The sequence below is a fragment of the Acidithiobacillus ferrivorans genome, assembly GCF_016250455.1.
Lineage (GTDB): Bacteria > Pseudomonadota > Gammaproteobacteria > Acidithiobacillales > Acidithiobacillaceae > Acidithiobacillus > Acidithiobacillus ferrivorans.
In genome coordinates, this window is the sequence record NZ_CP059488.1 from 3,145,070 (window position 1) to 3,161,380 (window position 16,311).

General features: G+C 49.7%; 17 protein-coding genes. 4 read left to right on the top strand and 13 right to left on the bottom strand.

Translation table 11 applies throughout. From position 1 onward, the window contains the following. Positions 1-9 precede the first annotated feature (9 nt). The 9 genes from H2515_RS15805 to H2515_RS15845 all read right to left on the bottom strand — a co-directional run bounded on the left by H2515_RS15805 (position 10) and on the right by H2515_RS15845 (position 7,899). Entirely contained in the window at positions 10-465 is a 456-nt protein-coding gene (locus H2515_RS15805) for a PH domain-containing protein (RefSeq protein ID WP_198660601.1), read from the bottom strand. A 370-nt stretch (positions 466-835) separates the two neighbouring features. Continuing rightward, positions 836-1,324 carry a hypothetical protein gene (locus H2515_RS16610; RefSeq protein WP_065413278.1) on the bottom strand — a complete coding sequence of 163 codons (489 nt, stop codon included), beginning with the start codon at positions 1,322-1,324 and terminating at the stop codon, positions 836-838. Positions 1,325-1,551: 227 nt separating this feature from the next. Beyond that, positions 1,552-1,866, bottom strand: a complete 315-nt coding sequence (gene iro / locus H2515_RS15815) for an iron oxidase (RefSeq protein WP_014030552.1) — start codon at positions 1,864-1,866, stop codon at positions 1,552-1,554. Between the two features lie 57 nt (positions 1,867-1,923). Continuing rightward, positions 1,924-2,622: a cytochrome c1 gene (locus tag H2515_RS15820; RefSeq protein ID WP_065413280.1), complete on the bottom strand. Its 699-nt coding sequence runs from the start codon at positions 2,620-2,622 to the stop codon at positions 1,924-1,926. Between the two features lie 22 nt (positions 2,623-2,644). After that, positions 2,645-3,859, bottom strand: coding sequence for a cytochrome b (locus H2515_RS15825; RefSeq protein WP_065413281.1), 1,215 nt, complete (start codon positions 3,857-3,859; stop codon positions 2,645-2,647). 27 nt (positions 3,860-3,886) lie between these two features. Beyond that, positions 3,887-4,507, bottom strand: a complete 621-nt coding sequence (gene petA, locus H2515_RS15830; RefSeq protein ID WP_014030555.1) for a ubiquinol-cytochrome c reductase iron-sulfur subunit — start codon at positions 4,505-4,507, stop codon at positions 3,887-3,889. A 30-nt stretch (positions 4,508-4,537) separates the two neighbouring features. Continuing rightward, positions 4,538-5,347 (bottom strand): SDR family NAD(P)-dependent oxidoreductase, encoded by an 810-nt coding sequence (locus H2515_RS15835; RefSeq protein ID WP_198660603.1) that lies wholly within the window; start codon positions 5,345-5,347, stop codon positions 4,538-4,540. A 5-nt stretch (positions 5,348-5,352) separates the two neighbouring features. Next, positions 5,353-6,066 (bottom strand): c-type cytochrome, encoded by a 714-nt coding sequence (locus H2515_RS15840; protein WP_198660604.1) that lies wholly within the window; start codon positions 6,064-6,066, stop codon positions 5,353-5,355. Positions 6,067-6,717: 651 nt separating this feature from the next. Continuing rightward, entirely contained in the window at positions 6,718-7,899 is a 1,182-nt protein-coding gene (locus H2515_RS15845; RefSeq protein WP_198660605.1) for an NAD(P)H-dependent flavin oxidoreductase, read from the bottom strand. 104 nt (positions 7,900-8,003) lie between these two features. Here H2515_RS15845 and ubiT point away from each other — a divergent pair, with 104 nt between their 5' ends. The 4 genes from ubiT to H2515_RS15865 all read left to right on the top strand — a co-directional run bounded on the left by ubiT (position 8,004) and on the right by H2515_RS15865 (position 12,175). Continuing rightward, the gene (gene ubiT, locus H2515_RS15850) at positions 8,004-8,513 is read left to right on the top strand and encodes a ubiquinone anaerobic biosynthesis accessory factor UbiT (RefSeq protein ID WP_198660606.1); all 510 of its coding nucleotides are present in this window, start codon (positions 8,004-8,006) and stop codon (positions 8,511-8,513) included. A 67-nt stretch (positions 8,514-8,580) separates the two neighbouring features. After that, complete coding sequence (gene ubiU, locus H2515_RS15855) at positions 8,581-9,591, top strand: ubiquinone anaerobic biosynthesis protein UbiU (protein WP_198660607.1); 1,011 nt, start codon at positions 8,581-8,583, stop codon at positions 9,589-9,591. Positions 9,592-9,688: 97 nt separating this feature from the next. Further along, positions 9,689-10,624, top strand: coding sequence for a U32 family peptidase (locus H2515_RS15860; RefSeq protein ID WP_232821463.1), 936 nt, complete (start codon positions 9,689-9,691; stop codon positions 10,622-10,624). 6 nt (positions 10,625-10,630) lie between these two features. After that, positions 10,631-12,175 carry a lipoyl protein ligase domain-containing protein gene (locus H2515_RS15865; protein WP_232821464.1) on the top strand — a complete coding sequence of 515 codons (1,545 nt, stop codon included), beginning with the start codon at positions 10,631-10,633 and terminating at the stop codon, positions 12,173-12,175. A 20-nt stretch (positions 12,176-12,195) separates the two neighbouring features. On the opposite strand, the gene H2515_RS15870 is transcribed toward H2515_RS15865, so the two are convergent. The 4 genes from H2515_RS15870 to H2515_RS15885 form a co-directional block, all read right to left on the bottom strand. Beyond that, complete coding sequence (locus H2515_RS15870) at positions 12,196-12,933, bottom strand: anaerobic ribonucleoside-triphosphate reductase activating protein (protein WP_232821465.1); 738 nt, start codon at positions 12,931-12,933, stop codon at positions 12,196-12,198. Further along, positions 12,934-13,140, bottom strand: a complete 207-nt coding sequence (gene nrdD, locus H2515_RS15875; RefSeq protein ID WP_035192037.1) for an anaerobic ribonucleoside-triphosphate reductase — start codon at positions 13,138-13,140, stop codon at positions 12,934-12,936. It abuts the gene before it with no gap. A 19-nt stretch (positions 13,141-13,159) separates the two neighbouring features. Continuing rightward, positions 13,160-15,187, bottom strand: a complete 2,028-nt coding sequence (locus H2515_RS15880) for a ribonucleoside triphosphate reductase (protein WP_065413286.1) — start codon at positions 15,185-15,187, stop codon at positions 13,160-13,162. 429 nt (positions 15,188-15,616) lie between these two features. After that, on the bottom strand, positions 15,617-15,973 hold the full coding sequence (locus H2515_RS15885; protein WP_156103835.1) for a hypothetical protein: 357 nt from the start codon (positions 15,971-15,973) through the stop codon (positions 15,617-15,619). Positions 15,974-16,311 lie beyond the last annotated feature (338 nt).

The following is a 16,311-nucleotide window of genomic DNA, read 5'->3' on the forward strand; positions in this document are numbered from 1 at the left end:
TTTAGCCTTTCATGGCCATATACCGATGGATTTTCTAATCGCTTCCATTGCCGCCAACGGGTTTTTTATATACTGCAGCATAACCCCCAGGTCATCACCAACAATAATTATTGAGCCGTACTTAAATATCGAGCCAAACCACGTCTGCTTAATTTTTATGTCTCGAATGGCCGGCGGCGGTATGGAAATATTCAGTCGCCGTGACAAACCGTATTTTATTACCAGATTACCATTATTAACGAGACACTTTGTGGTTAACATCAATGTCGCAATATTTGCCGCATCAATGAATGACAAGACAATCATTACCGCCCCAACCATCACCAAAAACCCGTTACCAAAAACCACAAACGGAACACTGAAAAAGAATATTAGCAGCGAACCGAACAAAGCAGATGGGGCCACGATAACATCGTCCAACACCACGGCTGAAGTATTTTTTAAGTCATTCTGCTGCCCAGACATACGTTATTCCCTCAACCAGTCGCATAGTTTTTCAAAGTAAAACAGAGCGTCTTAACTGCCAAACAGACGTTCGAGTAGCGATAACTTAATTAAGACGTCGGACGTCGGCTGGCGCAACCCCCTCTAAGCCTGTATTCGAAACTGGCTGACAGGAATTCAGGAATGAACAGATCAATAGGCCTCCTCTTAAAGCGGAGGCCGCCAGTACCTTGTTGGATGTTTCGTTATTTTTTTGTACACGCCATGGTGGCGCCACCATTAGTAACATGAGCCGTATTTTCATGGTACAACGATGGCGCACCTTAAGCCTTACTGTGTCAGCAAAACCTCCCATGATCCCATCGCCCCAGAACGGGGGGCCGACCGTCGATCATTCCTTCACGCCTTGGATATTAACCGGCCTCCCTTGCGACAGGGATGTCAAGTAACTAACAAGCGCCACCATCTTTGGACCACTGGAGGATAGCGGCATCCCGCCGAGACCATTTGCGATACAGGAGTTGACCTGCATCTCCAGCGTGATTACCTTCCCAGCGCGTTCATTATATTTAGGGAAGGTGGCTGCAGCACCAAGAAGGCTTGGAATCTTTTTACCATTCGGTAGCATACCCTCGACGCGTCCGGCACCACGGTGGCACGTCATACAGCTATTACCCTTGGTTCCCAGGGACGCCGCGGCGAACAACTGGTCCCCCTCATGAATAGCTGCTTGCATTGGCTGTTCAGCCGCTAAAGCGGGGGCTGTAAAAGCCAGCGCGCATACAGCCATCGCTACCGCAGTACATGATATCTTTTGCAAAGTCATAACATTACGCGGAGTCCCTGGCGCCTGTGCCAAGGCTGGGTAGCTCGCAAGCATTGAAAAATACCTGCCCTCCCCCGCACCTCCTTCTTTCTAGAGCTACCTTTCGGTTATAACAGCCTCCGGCGCCTTTCAGGTGGTGGCGCTGCACTTTGCTCCCACCCTCCAAACCCCACCAGTTTAAGTGTAGCTCCGCACCTCGCTAATATCCACTCCGCATTGTTCGTACACCATCGCCCACAGGAGGATTATAGTAAGCGTGGCAGACTCCCCATAATACGCTTTTATGCCGGCTTAAGAATAAATGCCATACAGTACCCCTCTGGCACCACCGATCCAGCCACGACCTTGCAGCAGTGCGGCGCGATAAAATTCGCGCAAGCAGAGCATTGCTCCTTGCCCTTGGGATGTGGCTGATATTGCAGGGAGGCCTTAGGTGTGATTCCTGGACACTTTCCAGCCGCATGCGCCGCGCCGATGGGATTTACCCCGACCACTGCCCCGGCAGCCACTACACCAGCCGTTATGGCGATACCTTTCAAGACATCACGGCGACTCAGGTTCTGGGGCTTTTCGGTTCCATTTTGTTCCTTACTCATGACATTACTCCTTATAGATTGACCGTTTAAGATGCAACAGACCTAAATGATGGTAATTTATTTCACGTCTCTCCAGTATTCCTTTTTGAGGAAATAGGCAAAGATAATAAACAGTGCAAGCAAACCGAGCACCCAAGGCCCTTCGTCGTGCCGTTGTACAACAGACGGATCAGATACAAACCTTAAAAAGGCGACGATGTCAGAGACTTGCTCCTTGAATTTCTGAGGAGACTCGTCACCCGCACGAAGCACCTTCCCTTGTTCATTCACGAACCCACTATGCAGTGCAAGCACATCAGGCATTGCCACATTGGGAAATACATGATTATTCCAGCCGGATGGCTGCTTGGGATCAAGGTAGAACGAGAGCAAATAGGTATATACCCAATTTTGACTCTTATACCGAACTATTTGACTCAAGTCCGGCGGGGGAAGGCCAAACCATTTGTGCGCCATGTCGGTTGGCATCGCTGACACCATATTCCCTTTATATTTGGAACCAGTCGGCAGCATGATATACTTATGCACATCGGCCTTGGACATTCCCAGATCATTCGTCAGAAACTCGTAACGCATAAATTTAATAGAATGACAAGCCATACAGTCGGTTGCGAACAGCTTCGCACCTGCAATTATAGTCTTTGAGTTGTAGGTATAATGCGGTGCTATCATCTTGGGCCCGTTATCTGCAAATGCTCCGGGCGCACTGGCAAGCAGCCCCAAGACCATGCCTGCCCACACAACATATTTTTTCATAATGCCTCCTCTCTGCGCAATATCAGTGGGCATGGAAACGGACTCGCGCGGGTGGTGTCCGGGTCGGCTCAAACTTGCTCACGAATGGCAGTAAAATGAAGAATGCCACATATATAACCGCCCCTACTCGCTCCAGGATAAAATATTTAGGCAACGGTGGTTGCTCGCCAAGATAGGCCAGCATGAGGAAGTTGACAAAAAAGATAATGAGCATAATACGAGTAATCGGGCGATAACGCGTCGATATCACCGGATTTCTATCAAGCCATGGGAGTACGAACGGAAACACTACCGCCACCACCATTAATATAATACCGCCATTCTTATTCGGTATAGCCCGCAACATGGCGTAAAATGGCGACAAATACCATGGCGGTGTAACATCAGGCAGGCTTTTCAATGGGTTCGCCGGCGTCGACATGGTACGCTCCAGAAAAATATGATGCACCGTCGGTGCATAGAAAATAATCGCCGCAAAAATGAATAGCCATACACCGAATCCGAATAGATCTTTCACGGAATAGTAGGGGTGAAAGGGAATAGCATCTATCGGATGCCCGTCAGGCCCTTTGTTGGCCTTGATCTCAAGACCGTCGGGATTGTTAGAACCGACTTTATGTAGATAAAGAATATGGAACACGATCAGTCCGACAATGACCAGAAACACCACCGTCACATGCAGTGCCATGAAGCGATCCAATGTGTCTCCGCTCATGCCGGAGCCACCGCGCACCAGAGTGGTGACCCATTCTCCGATGAATGGAATAGACTTGAACAATGAGGTAATTACCGTTCCTGCCCAATATGACAGGTTTGAATACGGCAATATATATCCAAAAAATGCCTCCGCCATAAACGCCAGATAGGTCGTATAGCCGATGACCCATACGAGCTCTCGCGGTGCTCGGTAGGAGCCATAAAGCATGCCTCTTGCCATGTGTATATACAGAAGCACGAATATCAGGGAGACGCCATCGACATGCATATACTGCATAAGCCAACCATAATGCACGTCGTACATGATTCCGTATACAGAGTCATAGGCATCACTAACAGATGGGATGTAGTGTGCCAGAACCAAAAATCCTGACAGGAACTGCAGCACTACCATCAGTAAAAGCAGAGACCCGGCGTAATAAAAGATGTTGAAATTCTTTGGCGCGTAGTATTCAGCCATGTGCTCCCGCCACATCTCCGGCAACGGCGAACGTTTGACAAACCACGTTTTGAAACTCATATCAGCCTCCTTTGTCGGCTACCACGCTCAGCACAAATGCGCGAGCGGATACATATTGGTTACAACAACGCTTTTCTTTTCCACATCGATGTCATATTCAGGAACCGCCATATTGTGAGGAGCGGGTGAACCTTTGATTACGCGGGCAGAAAGATCGTACATCGATCCATGGCAAGGACAATGAAATCCGCCGAGCCACCACGGCGCGACACTGGCTTTTTTGGGCCGGTAATGCGGTATGCAACACAGGTGGTTGCATATTTTTATACCGACATACCATTCCGCCACCCGTGACCTATACTTGTTTTTGCAATAGGGAGGTTGCTGCGGAATATTACAGTTGGGATCCTTCAATATGCCCTTCTGCTCTGCCTCATCCAGCGAGGCCAGCATTTCCGGGGTTCTGTTTACCACAATAACGGGCTTCTCCTGCCACAATGCCACCATTTGCATGCCCGGTTCGATGGGACTCAGATCAATGGTCGTAGTGGCTAATGCAGCGGCGGCGGCGGTTGGATCCAGTGACTTGACCATGGGCACTGCGATAGTGCCCGCCACCGCGACACCAGATACCGTCACCAGCGCCGTAAGAAAGCGGCGGCGTGTTATATTTGGAGCATGCTTGTTGTCTTGCGCTTCGTCTGACATGATATTGATTCCTATGTGCTATTTGATGGATTATATTGTAGAAGTTGCCAGATCCCTTGCAGTTCTGTCATCCAAATCAGGATTGATAAAATCTTGGGCATAAAACAACTCTCCGTTATGACCCAACACGTCACCATCCATTAATCTCATATAGATACGGGTGATTGCTTCAGGCGGCGTATATCGCTTCATCGGCATGCCGGGATGCGTCATCAGGCGAAGCCCTGTTCTACAGGGTCCAGGATCTACGATATTCACCCGAATATTCGTTTTGGCATACTCTATCGCCCACATGCGCGCCATATGCAAAATGGCGGCCTTGCTCACCCCGTAGGCGCCCCAATAGCCTTTAGGCTTTACACCAGACTCATCCGTTGTGAAAATGATGGAGGCATACGCGGCCTCTTTCAATAACGGCAGGCACTGCTGCGTCACGAGGATGGGAGACTTTATATTGACTTGAAATACATGATCCCATAGAGCCCCTTCATAGCTCTCCAGTGGAGTTAACATCCCGATTTCTGCCGCATTATGCACTATGCCGTGCAGCTGTTTAAATTCGCTGGAAATAGCCGCGCCTATGGTTTTAAATGCATCGGCTGTTGGATCGGCGAGATCCACCACGAGAATAGCTGGCTCCGGGTATCCATAGTCGGTGATTTCATCGTAAACTCCCTCCAGATTACGCTTCGTTTTTCCCAACAAAACAACCGTAGCGCCCTGTCGGGCATACTCGATGGAGACGGCCTTGCCAATGCCGTCTCCCGCACCGGTCACGAGTATGGTTTTCCCATCCAGAGTGCCGTCACCCTTTGCTTTGGTGTATTCATTTTCCGTCATGGTGTTCACCGAGACCTTATATAGGCGGCCAGCGCGGCGATTTGCGTTTGATCCAACCTGGTGGCTATGTATTGCATAATGCCCTTATGCGTGGCGACCCGCTGTCCGGACTTGAAATAGGTCAGTTGATTGATCACATAAGTGCGTTTTTGTCCTGCCAGCATCGGGAAGAAAGGGGGCAGACCTGCCAGCGTGGTACCATGACATGCCATGCACGCCGGCATTTGCATCTTGGGCAACCCCCCGAAGTACAGCTTTTTCCCCTCGGCGACGAGCTTGGGATCATAAACATGTCCTGACGCGGGCTTCTGAGAAGAAAAGTAATCGGCAACCTGTTGTGTCTGCGCGGCGGTCAACGGGGCCACCATACCCCACATAATGGGAGATAACGGATCCGCTCGTGTATGCGCCTTGAAATGGTCAAGTTCGCGCAATATGTAGGGCTTCCATTGCCCTGCCAAGTTGGGGAACATACCGCCATCTGGCGAAACACCCTGCAAGCCATGGCAGGCCATACAAGAGTTCTGCACCACCGTGGGAACACCGTCTGAAGTAACCGACGAAGTGGCAGCAGTAACGTTCATAACACTACTGGTGGCTGCTGCAGGAGAAGCCACTGAGACCGTTTTGGCAATAGTGGATCCATAGGCTACTGACGTCATGGCCATGGCTATCGTTAGCACGGAAACGGCTGATAAAAACGGTTTTTTTTGTAGCATATGTGGCACCTTAGTTGATCGGGCCAGCAACCACCAAGCTCTTATTGCAGACTCTCGATAGTTATAGGCCGGTTATAAACAAAACCCCATGTTAAATATACGCCAGCGTGATCATATTATATGAACATTATCTGCTGATGTATCATTCAGATTTCTAGCGAATCAATACATACGATTTATCGATTACAAAAATCAATACCAGAACTCATTTTCAAGACCTTGGTTGCGCACCATATCCACTAGCGGTGATGAATATGCAACCATATTAAAATCCCGTCACATCTCAATATAGTCCGGACAGATAAGCCGCTACATCCCGTATCCGCTGGATCGTTAGCTTCTCTGCTATAAGCCGCGTAATTGAATTTTTCCTACTTCCATAATGCATATATTTCAATTACTAAATCATATATCAATAGAATGAAACCCATGTTAGCCACGCAAGTGTGTTGTAACCTGGTAAAAGCACGAACACTTTCCATCTATGTGCCGATCCCACCGGCGGCCCGATTGCCTACACAGTGATACTGCAAAGTTTATGCCACAAAGTTACATATTTCGCATAAATTAACATTATGATTAGCTGATGTATTTTGGCAAAAAATGGCGCTGTATTCGTCGAGCACTGCCGCTTTTGACATGACTATTCGGTCACACTGCCATCGCTGGCATACAATTCTCTGTGCTTGTCGATACCGCTTCGCATAGCAGCATCGCAATAAGGTCGCGAACACTTCTAATTTGTTGACCAAAGGGGAGCTGTCCGGCGCCGCGAAAAAATAGCCCATGCTGCACATCACCTCGTTGTGCAGCCGCCAACTGGGCCTCAATGCAGAATTGCCCGGAGGACGAATTGCCATCCTTGAACCCACAATGTACCAAGCACTCCGTCTGGCTTGGACACAGTGAATGGTCTTGACTCGCGCAAGCACGCAGTTCTTCCTCGCGTCCCAAATAACGGCGCAACCAGGGAGTAAGCACTGCACGCGCGGGCAGACCTGCCGAACTCATAAATGTCACAAGATCTTTAGGCGTCGCATCAGCCAGGACACGCTTAAAATTGATATGCGCATCGCCCTCGGTGGTTACAGCGAACGGGGTGCCCAATTGAGCCCCGCTCCCACCGAGGGAAAATATCTCGCGCATTTTTTGAACGGAAGCGATCCCTCCAGCGGCGACGAGCGGGATCTGCTCAGGTTTCAGACCCAATTCTGTAAACAGCTTGCGGATCGCGGGCAGGACATTTGCAAAACCATACTTGGGATTTGAAACATCCTCCAATCTGGTAGCTCCCAAGTGCCCGCCAGCGAATTGGGGATTCTCGATAACGATAGCGTCTGGAAGACGTTTCTGACGCATCCAACGGCGCAGAACCAGCTGAACACCGCGACCTTCAGAAAGAATCGGGATCAGTGCGATCTTGGGGAACTCCGCTGCCAGCGTTGGTAAGTCCATGGGCAGACCAGCGCCCACGACAACCGCGTTAACCCCGCTCTTGATAGCTTGGAGCACATGCTCCCGATAGCCAGAAATGGCATGCATGACATTAACTGCGATAAAGCCCTCTTTTCCTGCGATCCGGCGCGCCTCCTGAATCTCGCGATCTAACGCGATCAAGTTTGCCTTGGCCGAAGCTGCAGGATCTCTCAGGCGCCGCAAGGGTCGCATCAGATCCTCGTGTAAACGCCGTAGCTCCACGCTTGCAATGGTTCCGACAGCCCCTTCCGCCGCCACAGCCCCGGCCAAACGATGTGCTGAAACACCAATACCCATACCCCCCTGTATCACAGGGAGCAGGGACCGTCCTTTGATCTTTAAGTATGGGAAATCCATGTCAACCACCTCGTTTGCGCCACGCGAGCCCAATAATAATACTTCCATATCCGTTTGTGTTTTGCTATGGTGTATTGATAATGCTTTTGCAACGGAATGTCAACATGGCGATTGAGCATCCCAATAAGTGCGCAACAACCATTTTTATGAATCCCGTGCTCACGGCCCTCTTCGTGCGCACGGCCAATTGGGTGCTGGCGAAACATCGCGCGGATTTCCATCAGATAGCGGGGCGGCGCATCGTGATTGAGGTGTCCGATCTTGGAAAATCCTTCCATTTAACAATAAGGCGGGAGGGGATTGCTCTGGCCTCAGCTGGACCCGTCGACTTGCGCATTGCCGGAACCGTCAAGGATTTGTGCCGACTCGCACTACGCCTCGAAGATCCCGACACCCTCTTCTTCGCGCGCCGCCTGGTGCTGGAAGGAGAAACATCTATCGGACTCCACCTGAAGAATTTTATGGATTCGATAGACTTGGATTGGCTCACCCCGATCAGCGGTCTACCGATCCCATTTGGTCCTCGAATAAGGCAAAGTATAGATCGCAGCATCCGCAGAATGCATGTCGACAAGCACTTGCATGACTTGCTGGATCGCGCCCTTCAGCCTTGAGTGCCCATAAATACATTCGAAAATGGCGTTGACGAGTGAAAGTTCATCCATGTAGAAGGAAGATCATATGAATAACCGGAAACCGGAGTTGGTTTGCCCCGCAGGCGGACTACCTGCCTTGAAAGCTGCTGTTGATAACGGTGCAGATGCCGTGTATATGGGCTTCCGTGATGATACTAACGCGCGCAATTTTCCGGGGCTTAATTTTGGACCGGATGATGCCGCACGGGGCATCGAATATGCGCATCGCGCCGGGAAAAAAGTCCTGCTAGCTATCAACACCTATCCACAAACACACAATTGGTCTGTCTGGACCAGCGCGGTGGATCGCGCTGCGTTGCTTGGAATAGATGCCGCGATCATCGCGGACCTTGGCTTGCTGCACTATGCCGCAAGCCAGCATCCCAATCTGCGTTTGCATCTTTCCGTGCAAGCCTCTGCCACCACTTATCAGGCATTGGCGTTCTACCACCAGCGATTTGGCATTCAGAGAGCCGTTCTACCAAGAGTGCTCTCCTTACCACAACTTTGGCATACCATAGCCAACAGCCCTGTAGAAATCGAAGTGTTCGGTTATGGAAGTCTATGCGTCATGGTAGAAGGTCGTTGCGCCTTGTCATCCTACATTACGGGCCGGTCCCCCAATGCCAGCGGAGTTTGTTCACCCGCCGAGTCTGTACGCTGGGAGGAGACCTCCCTGGGCCGTCAGTCTCGTCTAAATGGCGTGTTGATTGATCGCCATGGCCTTAATGAGGCGACTGGTTATCCCACCTTGTGCAAGGGTCGCTACTATACCAACGCGCAGCCATATTACGCCATTGAAGAACCTACCAGCCTAAATGTCCTGGATATATTACCAGATTTATTCCAGCATAATGTAGCCGCCATCAAGGTGGAAGGACGCCAGAGAAGTCCGGCCTATGTCGCCGTCGTCGCGCGCGTCTTGCGCGCGGCCATAGATCTTTGCGCTTCGAATCCTGAGCGATATTCCGTAAAAACCCAATGGACCACCGCCCTGGATCGCCTTTCTGAAGGACAGTCCCACACTCTCGGGGCATATCACCGGCCTTGGCATTAACTCCAGATATTATACAGACGGCTCATGGCGTGCTTTAGCGCGCCAATGACTATAGTTATTCGCCCAACAAGATAGCATTCTAAAAAGGAGTTCGGGAATGGGGCTTGCACCGCAGGCCATGCTATCCCTCCCCGGCGTAGATTCCAGGGTTTCCGAGCAAAAAATGAAGATTTCGTTAGGCCCTATTCACTACCACTGGTCAAAGGAAACCATAGAGCAATTTTATCAGTCGGCAGCAACCTGGCCTGTAGATATAGTTTATCTAGGAGAGACCGTGTGCGCAAAACGACGCGCGCTGAGTAGAGCGGACTGGCTCAACATTGCGGCGTTCCTCACCGACGCCGGCAAGGAGGTTGTGCTGTCCACGCTAGCCCTCCCGGAAGCCAACTCGGATCTTCTACAATTAGAAAAGATTTGTGCAAATACCGACTACCTTGTCGAAGCCAATGACATGTCTGCAGTTCATTTACTGACGGGGCGCTTTCCCTTTGTCGCAGGACCTCACATAAACTGTTATAACAACAAGACATTGTCGCTCTTAGCCGAGTTTGGGGTAGTTCGGTGGGTGCCGCCGGTTGAGCTATCCGCCACAACCATCGGCACGTTACAAAACATGAGGCCGGCGGCCATGGAAACTGAGGTCTTCGCGTATGGATATTTACCACTATCGTTTTCCGCACGCTGCTTCACTGCCCGCGCGGACAATATCGGCAAGGATGCGTGTGAACAACGCTGCATACGGGATCCAGAAGGGCGGCCATTGTTTACCCAAGAACATGAACGCTTGTTCACCATGAATGGCATTCAGCTTCAATCAGGCGTTCCCTGTGATCTCCTCCATGAGACTGGAGCAATGTTGAATATGAACATAGACATAGTGCGTATATCTCCACAACTTAAAGACACCGATACCGTTGTGAAACTATTTCAGGCGACTTTAAACGGCGCATCCATTTCCGAGGACACACTTCGCTCACCGGCTTGTAACGGCTATTGGCATGGCTTGCCAGGCATGGCATTCACACCGGCGTAACGACTGATGGCAAACAAATTTATGAACAAACTTACTTGGGGAGATAGTGGGCTTCGGAACGGCGCCGATAACATCGTCCTGGATTCGCAGCAAATTATCGTTACGCGTACAGATCATATGCCATTGCTGCGCTTTTACGAAAGCACACAAACCGTGGCATTAGGTGCCAATGAGGACGCGCGATTTGCTGTGCGGTCAACATATTGTCAGACTAGATCCATTCCCATTGTCCGGCGTTTAACCGGCGGCGGTACATCGTATTTATATCACAAACAAATTAGTTTGAGCTTAACGCTTCCGGCGCAACATTTAAGTATCGAACAATGGCTTGACACCATTTGTATGGCGGTTTGTTGTGGTCTATATAATAGCGGTTATGAAAATATTAATTTTACTCGGCCAAATGATATCTATGAAAATGGACAAAAGCTGGGAAGTGTCTATGTCGGTGTGTTAGACAATGTTCTAATCGCAAACGCCACGCTATATAGGTCATTGGACATAAATACGATGCTTCGCGCTCTCCGTGTTCCAAAGGAAAAACTAACACCAGAAGGCATGCGTACGGCCAGTCATCACTTCACCACGCTGCCGAGCCTGAGCAGTGCAGACTTATTACATCTCAAGGAGTCTTTAGCACAATCTATAGCTCTATCCTGTAACTTACCAACGCTTATGCAGATCCCATGGGTTAACACTACATCGCAAACCTATCTATGTGATCACAACAATCTCACAGAAAATGCTCATGAAATCACCTATAGCGGTTTTACCATTACCTCCGGCGGCGTACTTCACGGGCGCATACAACTAGACACGAACATCCGGATATCATCCTTGCACTTGAATGGCAATGTGTACATTCGACCATATAACCTGTTTCGTAAAATTGAATCCGTACTGCGTGGGGCGGCAGAAGGTGAAATCATGCAACGAATGGATAATTTATTTTATGAGAATCAATGGGAATTGTATAGGTTTACCCCACAAGATATCATGGTGTTACTCCGCCGCCTTTTCGAACAACATAGAATAGCTGCTAAACTTTCCATAGCGCCATCGGCAGCGAGTTCCTTCATGATCCATGACCCTGACGGAACACTGGATGCCTTTGATATCGCAGCAAAAGCTGACACGGTACTCGTTCCATACTGCGCCAAGCCCACTTGGTGCAAGTGGCGGCATAACGATGGCTGCTCCCAGTGCGGAAAATGCGATGTTGGTCAAGTATATAAAATAGCCAGAGAGCAAGGATTACAAGTCACCACAATAAACAACTTTGAACATTTAGAAATTACACTAAAAGCCCTCAATGAACGTGGCACCAAGGCCTACTTAGGAATGTGTTGTAATAATTTTTACATCAAACGAGAATATGCATTTCGCTCAGCAAACATGCCCGCCTTATTATTGGATATTTCTGGTGCCAATTGTTACGATCTCATGCAAGAACAGTCGGCATATTCAGGAGAGTTTAGCGCCGAATCATCGATAGATATTGAGGTAGCGGAAAAGGTCATAAAACTTGTGCGACCGGAATCCTTACAATAATGGTACTATAACCAACCACGCTATCTAACCAAGATATTTGGTACATTGATACGCAACCGCGCAACCAGATCACGCTCTATTGCGGTGTGGCCAGCAATCAACTCTAAATCTGCACATCCAGCCTTGTTAAAGCGTTGCAACACCCACCGAGATACACCAAGCATTTGCAACTCATGGGCCATCATAACAAGATCTGCGCTACTTAAAATAGTATTATGTATTGTTGTTCTGATCTCATAGGAAATATTGCTGGACAACATCCGTTCGAGAGATTCTTTTACCTTGCCGCCACTTCCGGGTACGCGGGTGATATCGGGATAATGCGCAAATGGTGACTTGACATCAAACCCCACCCAATCTAGATAGGGGAGCAGATTTGCAAAGTTATGTGGATACAGTCCCGACGTGTGCAGAGCGACATTAAAACCCAATGTCTTTACTTGCTTAATCGCCAATAACAACGATTTATGGACTGTTGGTTCGCCGCCACAAAATGCTACCGCATCCAGCAGTCCCTTGCGGGTCGCCAGCCACCCCATGACCGTAGACCATGACATAACTGACGATCCCTGCCCCGGCTGTAGGCTTGTATTATGGCAATAACGACAACGACACGGACAACCTTGGGTATATATTACGGCACACAAATGCCCCGGATAATCTACCGTACTAAACTGGGAGAGGCCAGCAACCGTCGGCAATAAAATTGATTTGTTGTCAACTATAATGTCCCTCCTACTGGGCACATCGACGCTCATCTAATGCGCCGATGGAGCGCCATCCCCATCAAAACGCTTGGTCTCGATGAAATGTTTACGTTCCAAATGCTCGCCTTGCTTACCGATATTAAACGAAGAGGTCGGGCGATGATATCCCATAACCCTTGTCCAAATCTCACAGGGTTGCCTTTCGTCATCACTCAACTCAAGTTCTATTGGTCTTTCGTTGGCTATCTCAGGATACATAATATTCTCCTTTTATAGGTTACGCAGAACGCCGCCGCTTTTCTGTAATGCGTTCCTGATCACAGATGGGACAAAATGGATGCTCACCCGCCAGGTATCCATGCACTGGACAGATGGAAAAAGTAGGGGTAACTGTAATGTACGGCAACCGGAATCGCTCCAGCGCGCGCCGCACCAGGCGTTTGCAGGTTTCCGCGCTAGCGAGTCGCTCGCCCATATACAGGTGAAGAACGGTCCCTCCCGTGTATTTGGCTTGCAAAGCCTCCTGCCGTTCCAGTGCCTCAAACGGATCGTCCGTAAATCCCACCGGCAGTTGCGATGAATTCGTGTAGTAGGGTTTATCCAAGGTCCCGGCCTGCAAAATATCGGAAAATCGCTTGCGATCTTCTTTGGCGAAACGATAGGTAGTGCCCTCCGCAGGCGTGGCCTCCAGATTGTACATATGACCTGTTTCCTCCTGAAAGACGACCATACGATTCCTGATATAATCTAAAAACCGCAAGGCGAACTCATGGCCCCAGGTCGTTGTGATATCCTCCCGATCCTCCGTAAAGTTGCGGATCATTTCGTTAACCCCATTAATCCCAATGGTAGAAAAATGATTTCGCAACGTGCCCAAATAACGTTTGGAGTAGGGAAACAACCCCGTGTCCATGTGGCGCTGGATGATCTTGCGTTTGATCTCCAGACTGCTTTTCGCCAACTCCAACAGATCATCGATGCGCTGGTAGAGACCATTGCAATCGTTTTTATGGAGATAGCCCAGCCTGGCGCAGTTGATGGTCACCACACCGATGGAACCCGTCTGCTCTGCTGAGCCGAAAAGCCCATTCCCGCGCTTGAGCAATTCGCGCAGGTCGAGTTGGAGTCGACAGCACATAGAGCGCACCATGTTGGGCTGGAGTTCAGAATTAATGAAATTCTGAAAGTAGGGCAGGCCGTACTTTGCCGTCATGGCAAACAGTCTTTCGGCGTTTTCCGAATCCCACGGAAAATCAGATGTTATGTTGTAGGTTGGGATGGGGAAGGTGAAAACGCGGCCCTTGGCATCCCCTTCGCTCATCACCTCGATGTAGGCGCGGTTGAGCAAATCCATTTCCACCTGTAGATCGCCATAGTGGAACGGCATCTCCTTTCCACCGATAACCGGAACCTGTTCCCGAAGATCTTCAGGACAGACCCAATCGAACGTTACATTGGTAAAAGGGGTCTGGCTGCCCCAGCGGGAAGGCACGTTCAGGTTGTAAATAAACTCTTGAATATTCTGCCGTACCGCGTCATAGGAAAGCCCATCCTTGCGGACAAACGGTGCCAGATAGGTGTCAAAGGAACTAAAAGCCTGCGCGCCTGCCCATTCGTTCTGCAAGGTGCCCAGAAAGTTTACCATTTGTCCCACAGCACTGGACAAGTGACGGGGAGGTGCCGCTTCCACCTTCCCTGGCACGCCGTTAAAACCCTCCTGCAACAAGGTTCGCAGCGACCACCCAGCACAATAACCGGCCAGCATATCGAGATCATGGATATGAATGTCCGCCGCACGGTGCGCGGCGCCAATTTCATCCGGATAGACATGACTCAACCAGTAATTGGCGGTTACCTTCCCCGCGACGTTCAGAATCAGGCCACCTAACGAATAACCTTGATTGGCATTCGCGTTGATTCGCCAATCCTCCCGATCCAGGTACTCATTTACCGAGGAAACGGCATTCACCATGGTCAGACGATCCCTGCGCAAGCGTTGATGCTGTTCACGGTAAGCGATATAGGCACGGGCCGTGCGGTAGAAGCCTTCATCCATCAATGTTAATTCGACATGATCTTGAATCAGTTCAATCGTGGGGTCACGGTTGATAACGATGGGCTGCAACCTGTTCAAAACCACTTCCGCAATTCGCCCAGCGACACGGGCATCAAACTCATCCGCCGCACGTCCCGCCCGGGTGATGGCTGAGCAAATTCGATCTGGATCGAAAGGTGCTCTTGTACCGTTGCGCTTAATTACCAACGGCCACACGCTGACGGCTGTAAACCAGTCTGTATTGCGCATTAGGATACCCCTGCATCTGGCGAAAACTCCATCCCGCAAAGACGGCCACACCTGAACACCTAAACATAACAGGATGTTGATATATTTTTTAGTATCTTCTACCAGATATAGTGGCTTTGTCAATGCCATTTGAGGCGTTGTTAACCCTCGCGTTATCAGGATCCTGTAACCGCCGCCGATCACCGCGCATAGAACTTCTGGCGCAAGGAAGGTTCACAACGTTTCCTCAGCCTGATCCGGCTGTGATTCCTCAAACACGTCTGAACGTCCGGAAGGCCTGCTGCTCAGCGCTCACTCGACAGGGGTTTTCTGGAACAAGGACCCTGAACAGCCTGTGGATAACTTTGTGGATATTTTATTGGCCGGAGGGATTCCGTCATAACCGTGGAGTACCAACGCCGAGCGGAAACGTCGTATGGCAATAAAATATTATTTACTACAATAGATTACATAACCTACTGAAACATGATCCCGAACAAGTTCACGTAACTGCCGTTTATTCTCTTTGTGGAAAACTTTATCAAGCCGGGCACGATCTTGGCTGTCATCGCGGCTAAGATTCGTCCACGTCTGTGCCTGTCTTGCACGTTTTTCCTGCCGCCGAAGCAGAGCCCCGGTCGTGGCCGCCGCATGTTTGCTGCTACCTTGTCCGCCGACAACGGTCTCGCCGTCGGGTAGTGCATGGCCTCGCCCAAATTTCGTTTCATTAATAGAAAATATTTTGTTATATTCTAATCTAGAATGTTCCGTAAAAATCATATTCGTCGAAATCATCATGCCAGCCATACAATGAACCGCTAGTCCATTATATAACATAACAATTTTCAACAAAAACTTTTTCTACAACTATTATATAAACAATATGTTACAAAACATATAGCAAATTTATGGTGTGATAACGCCGCTATTTAAGCAGAAAATCCATCGCCGCCGAAAAATCGCCCATACTGAGGATCTGCTGGCATGCAGGGCCACACTTGGATATACTCCACCGACGGAGAATTATGATGAAATGCCCTTCCCGTTGCGGGGAGTGAGCCCACTCCGCTACCGCATGACACAGAACGTGGTAGCGACAGAGGGTACGGCACTGTTCACCTTTAGACCCTCTGACCAGGTTACGC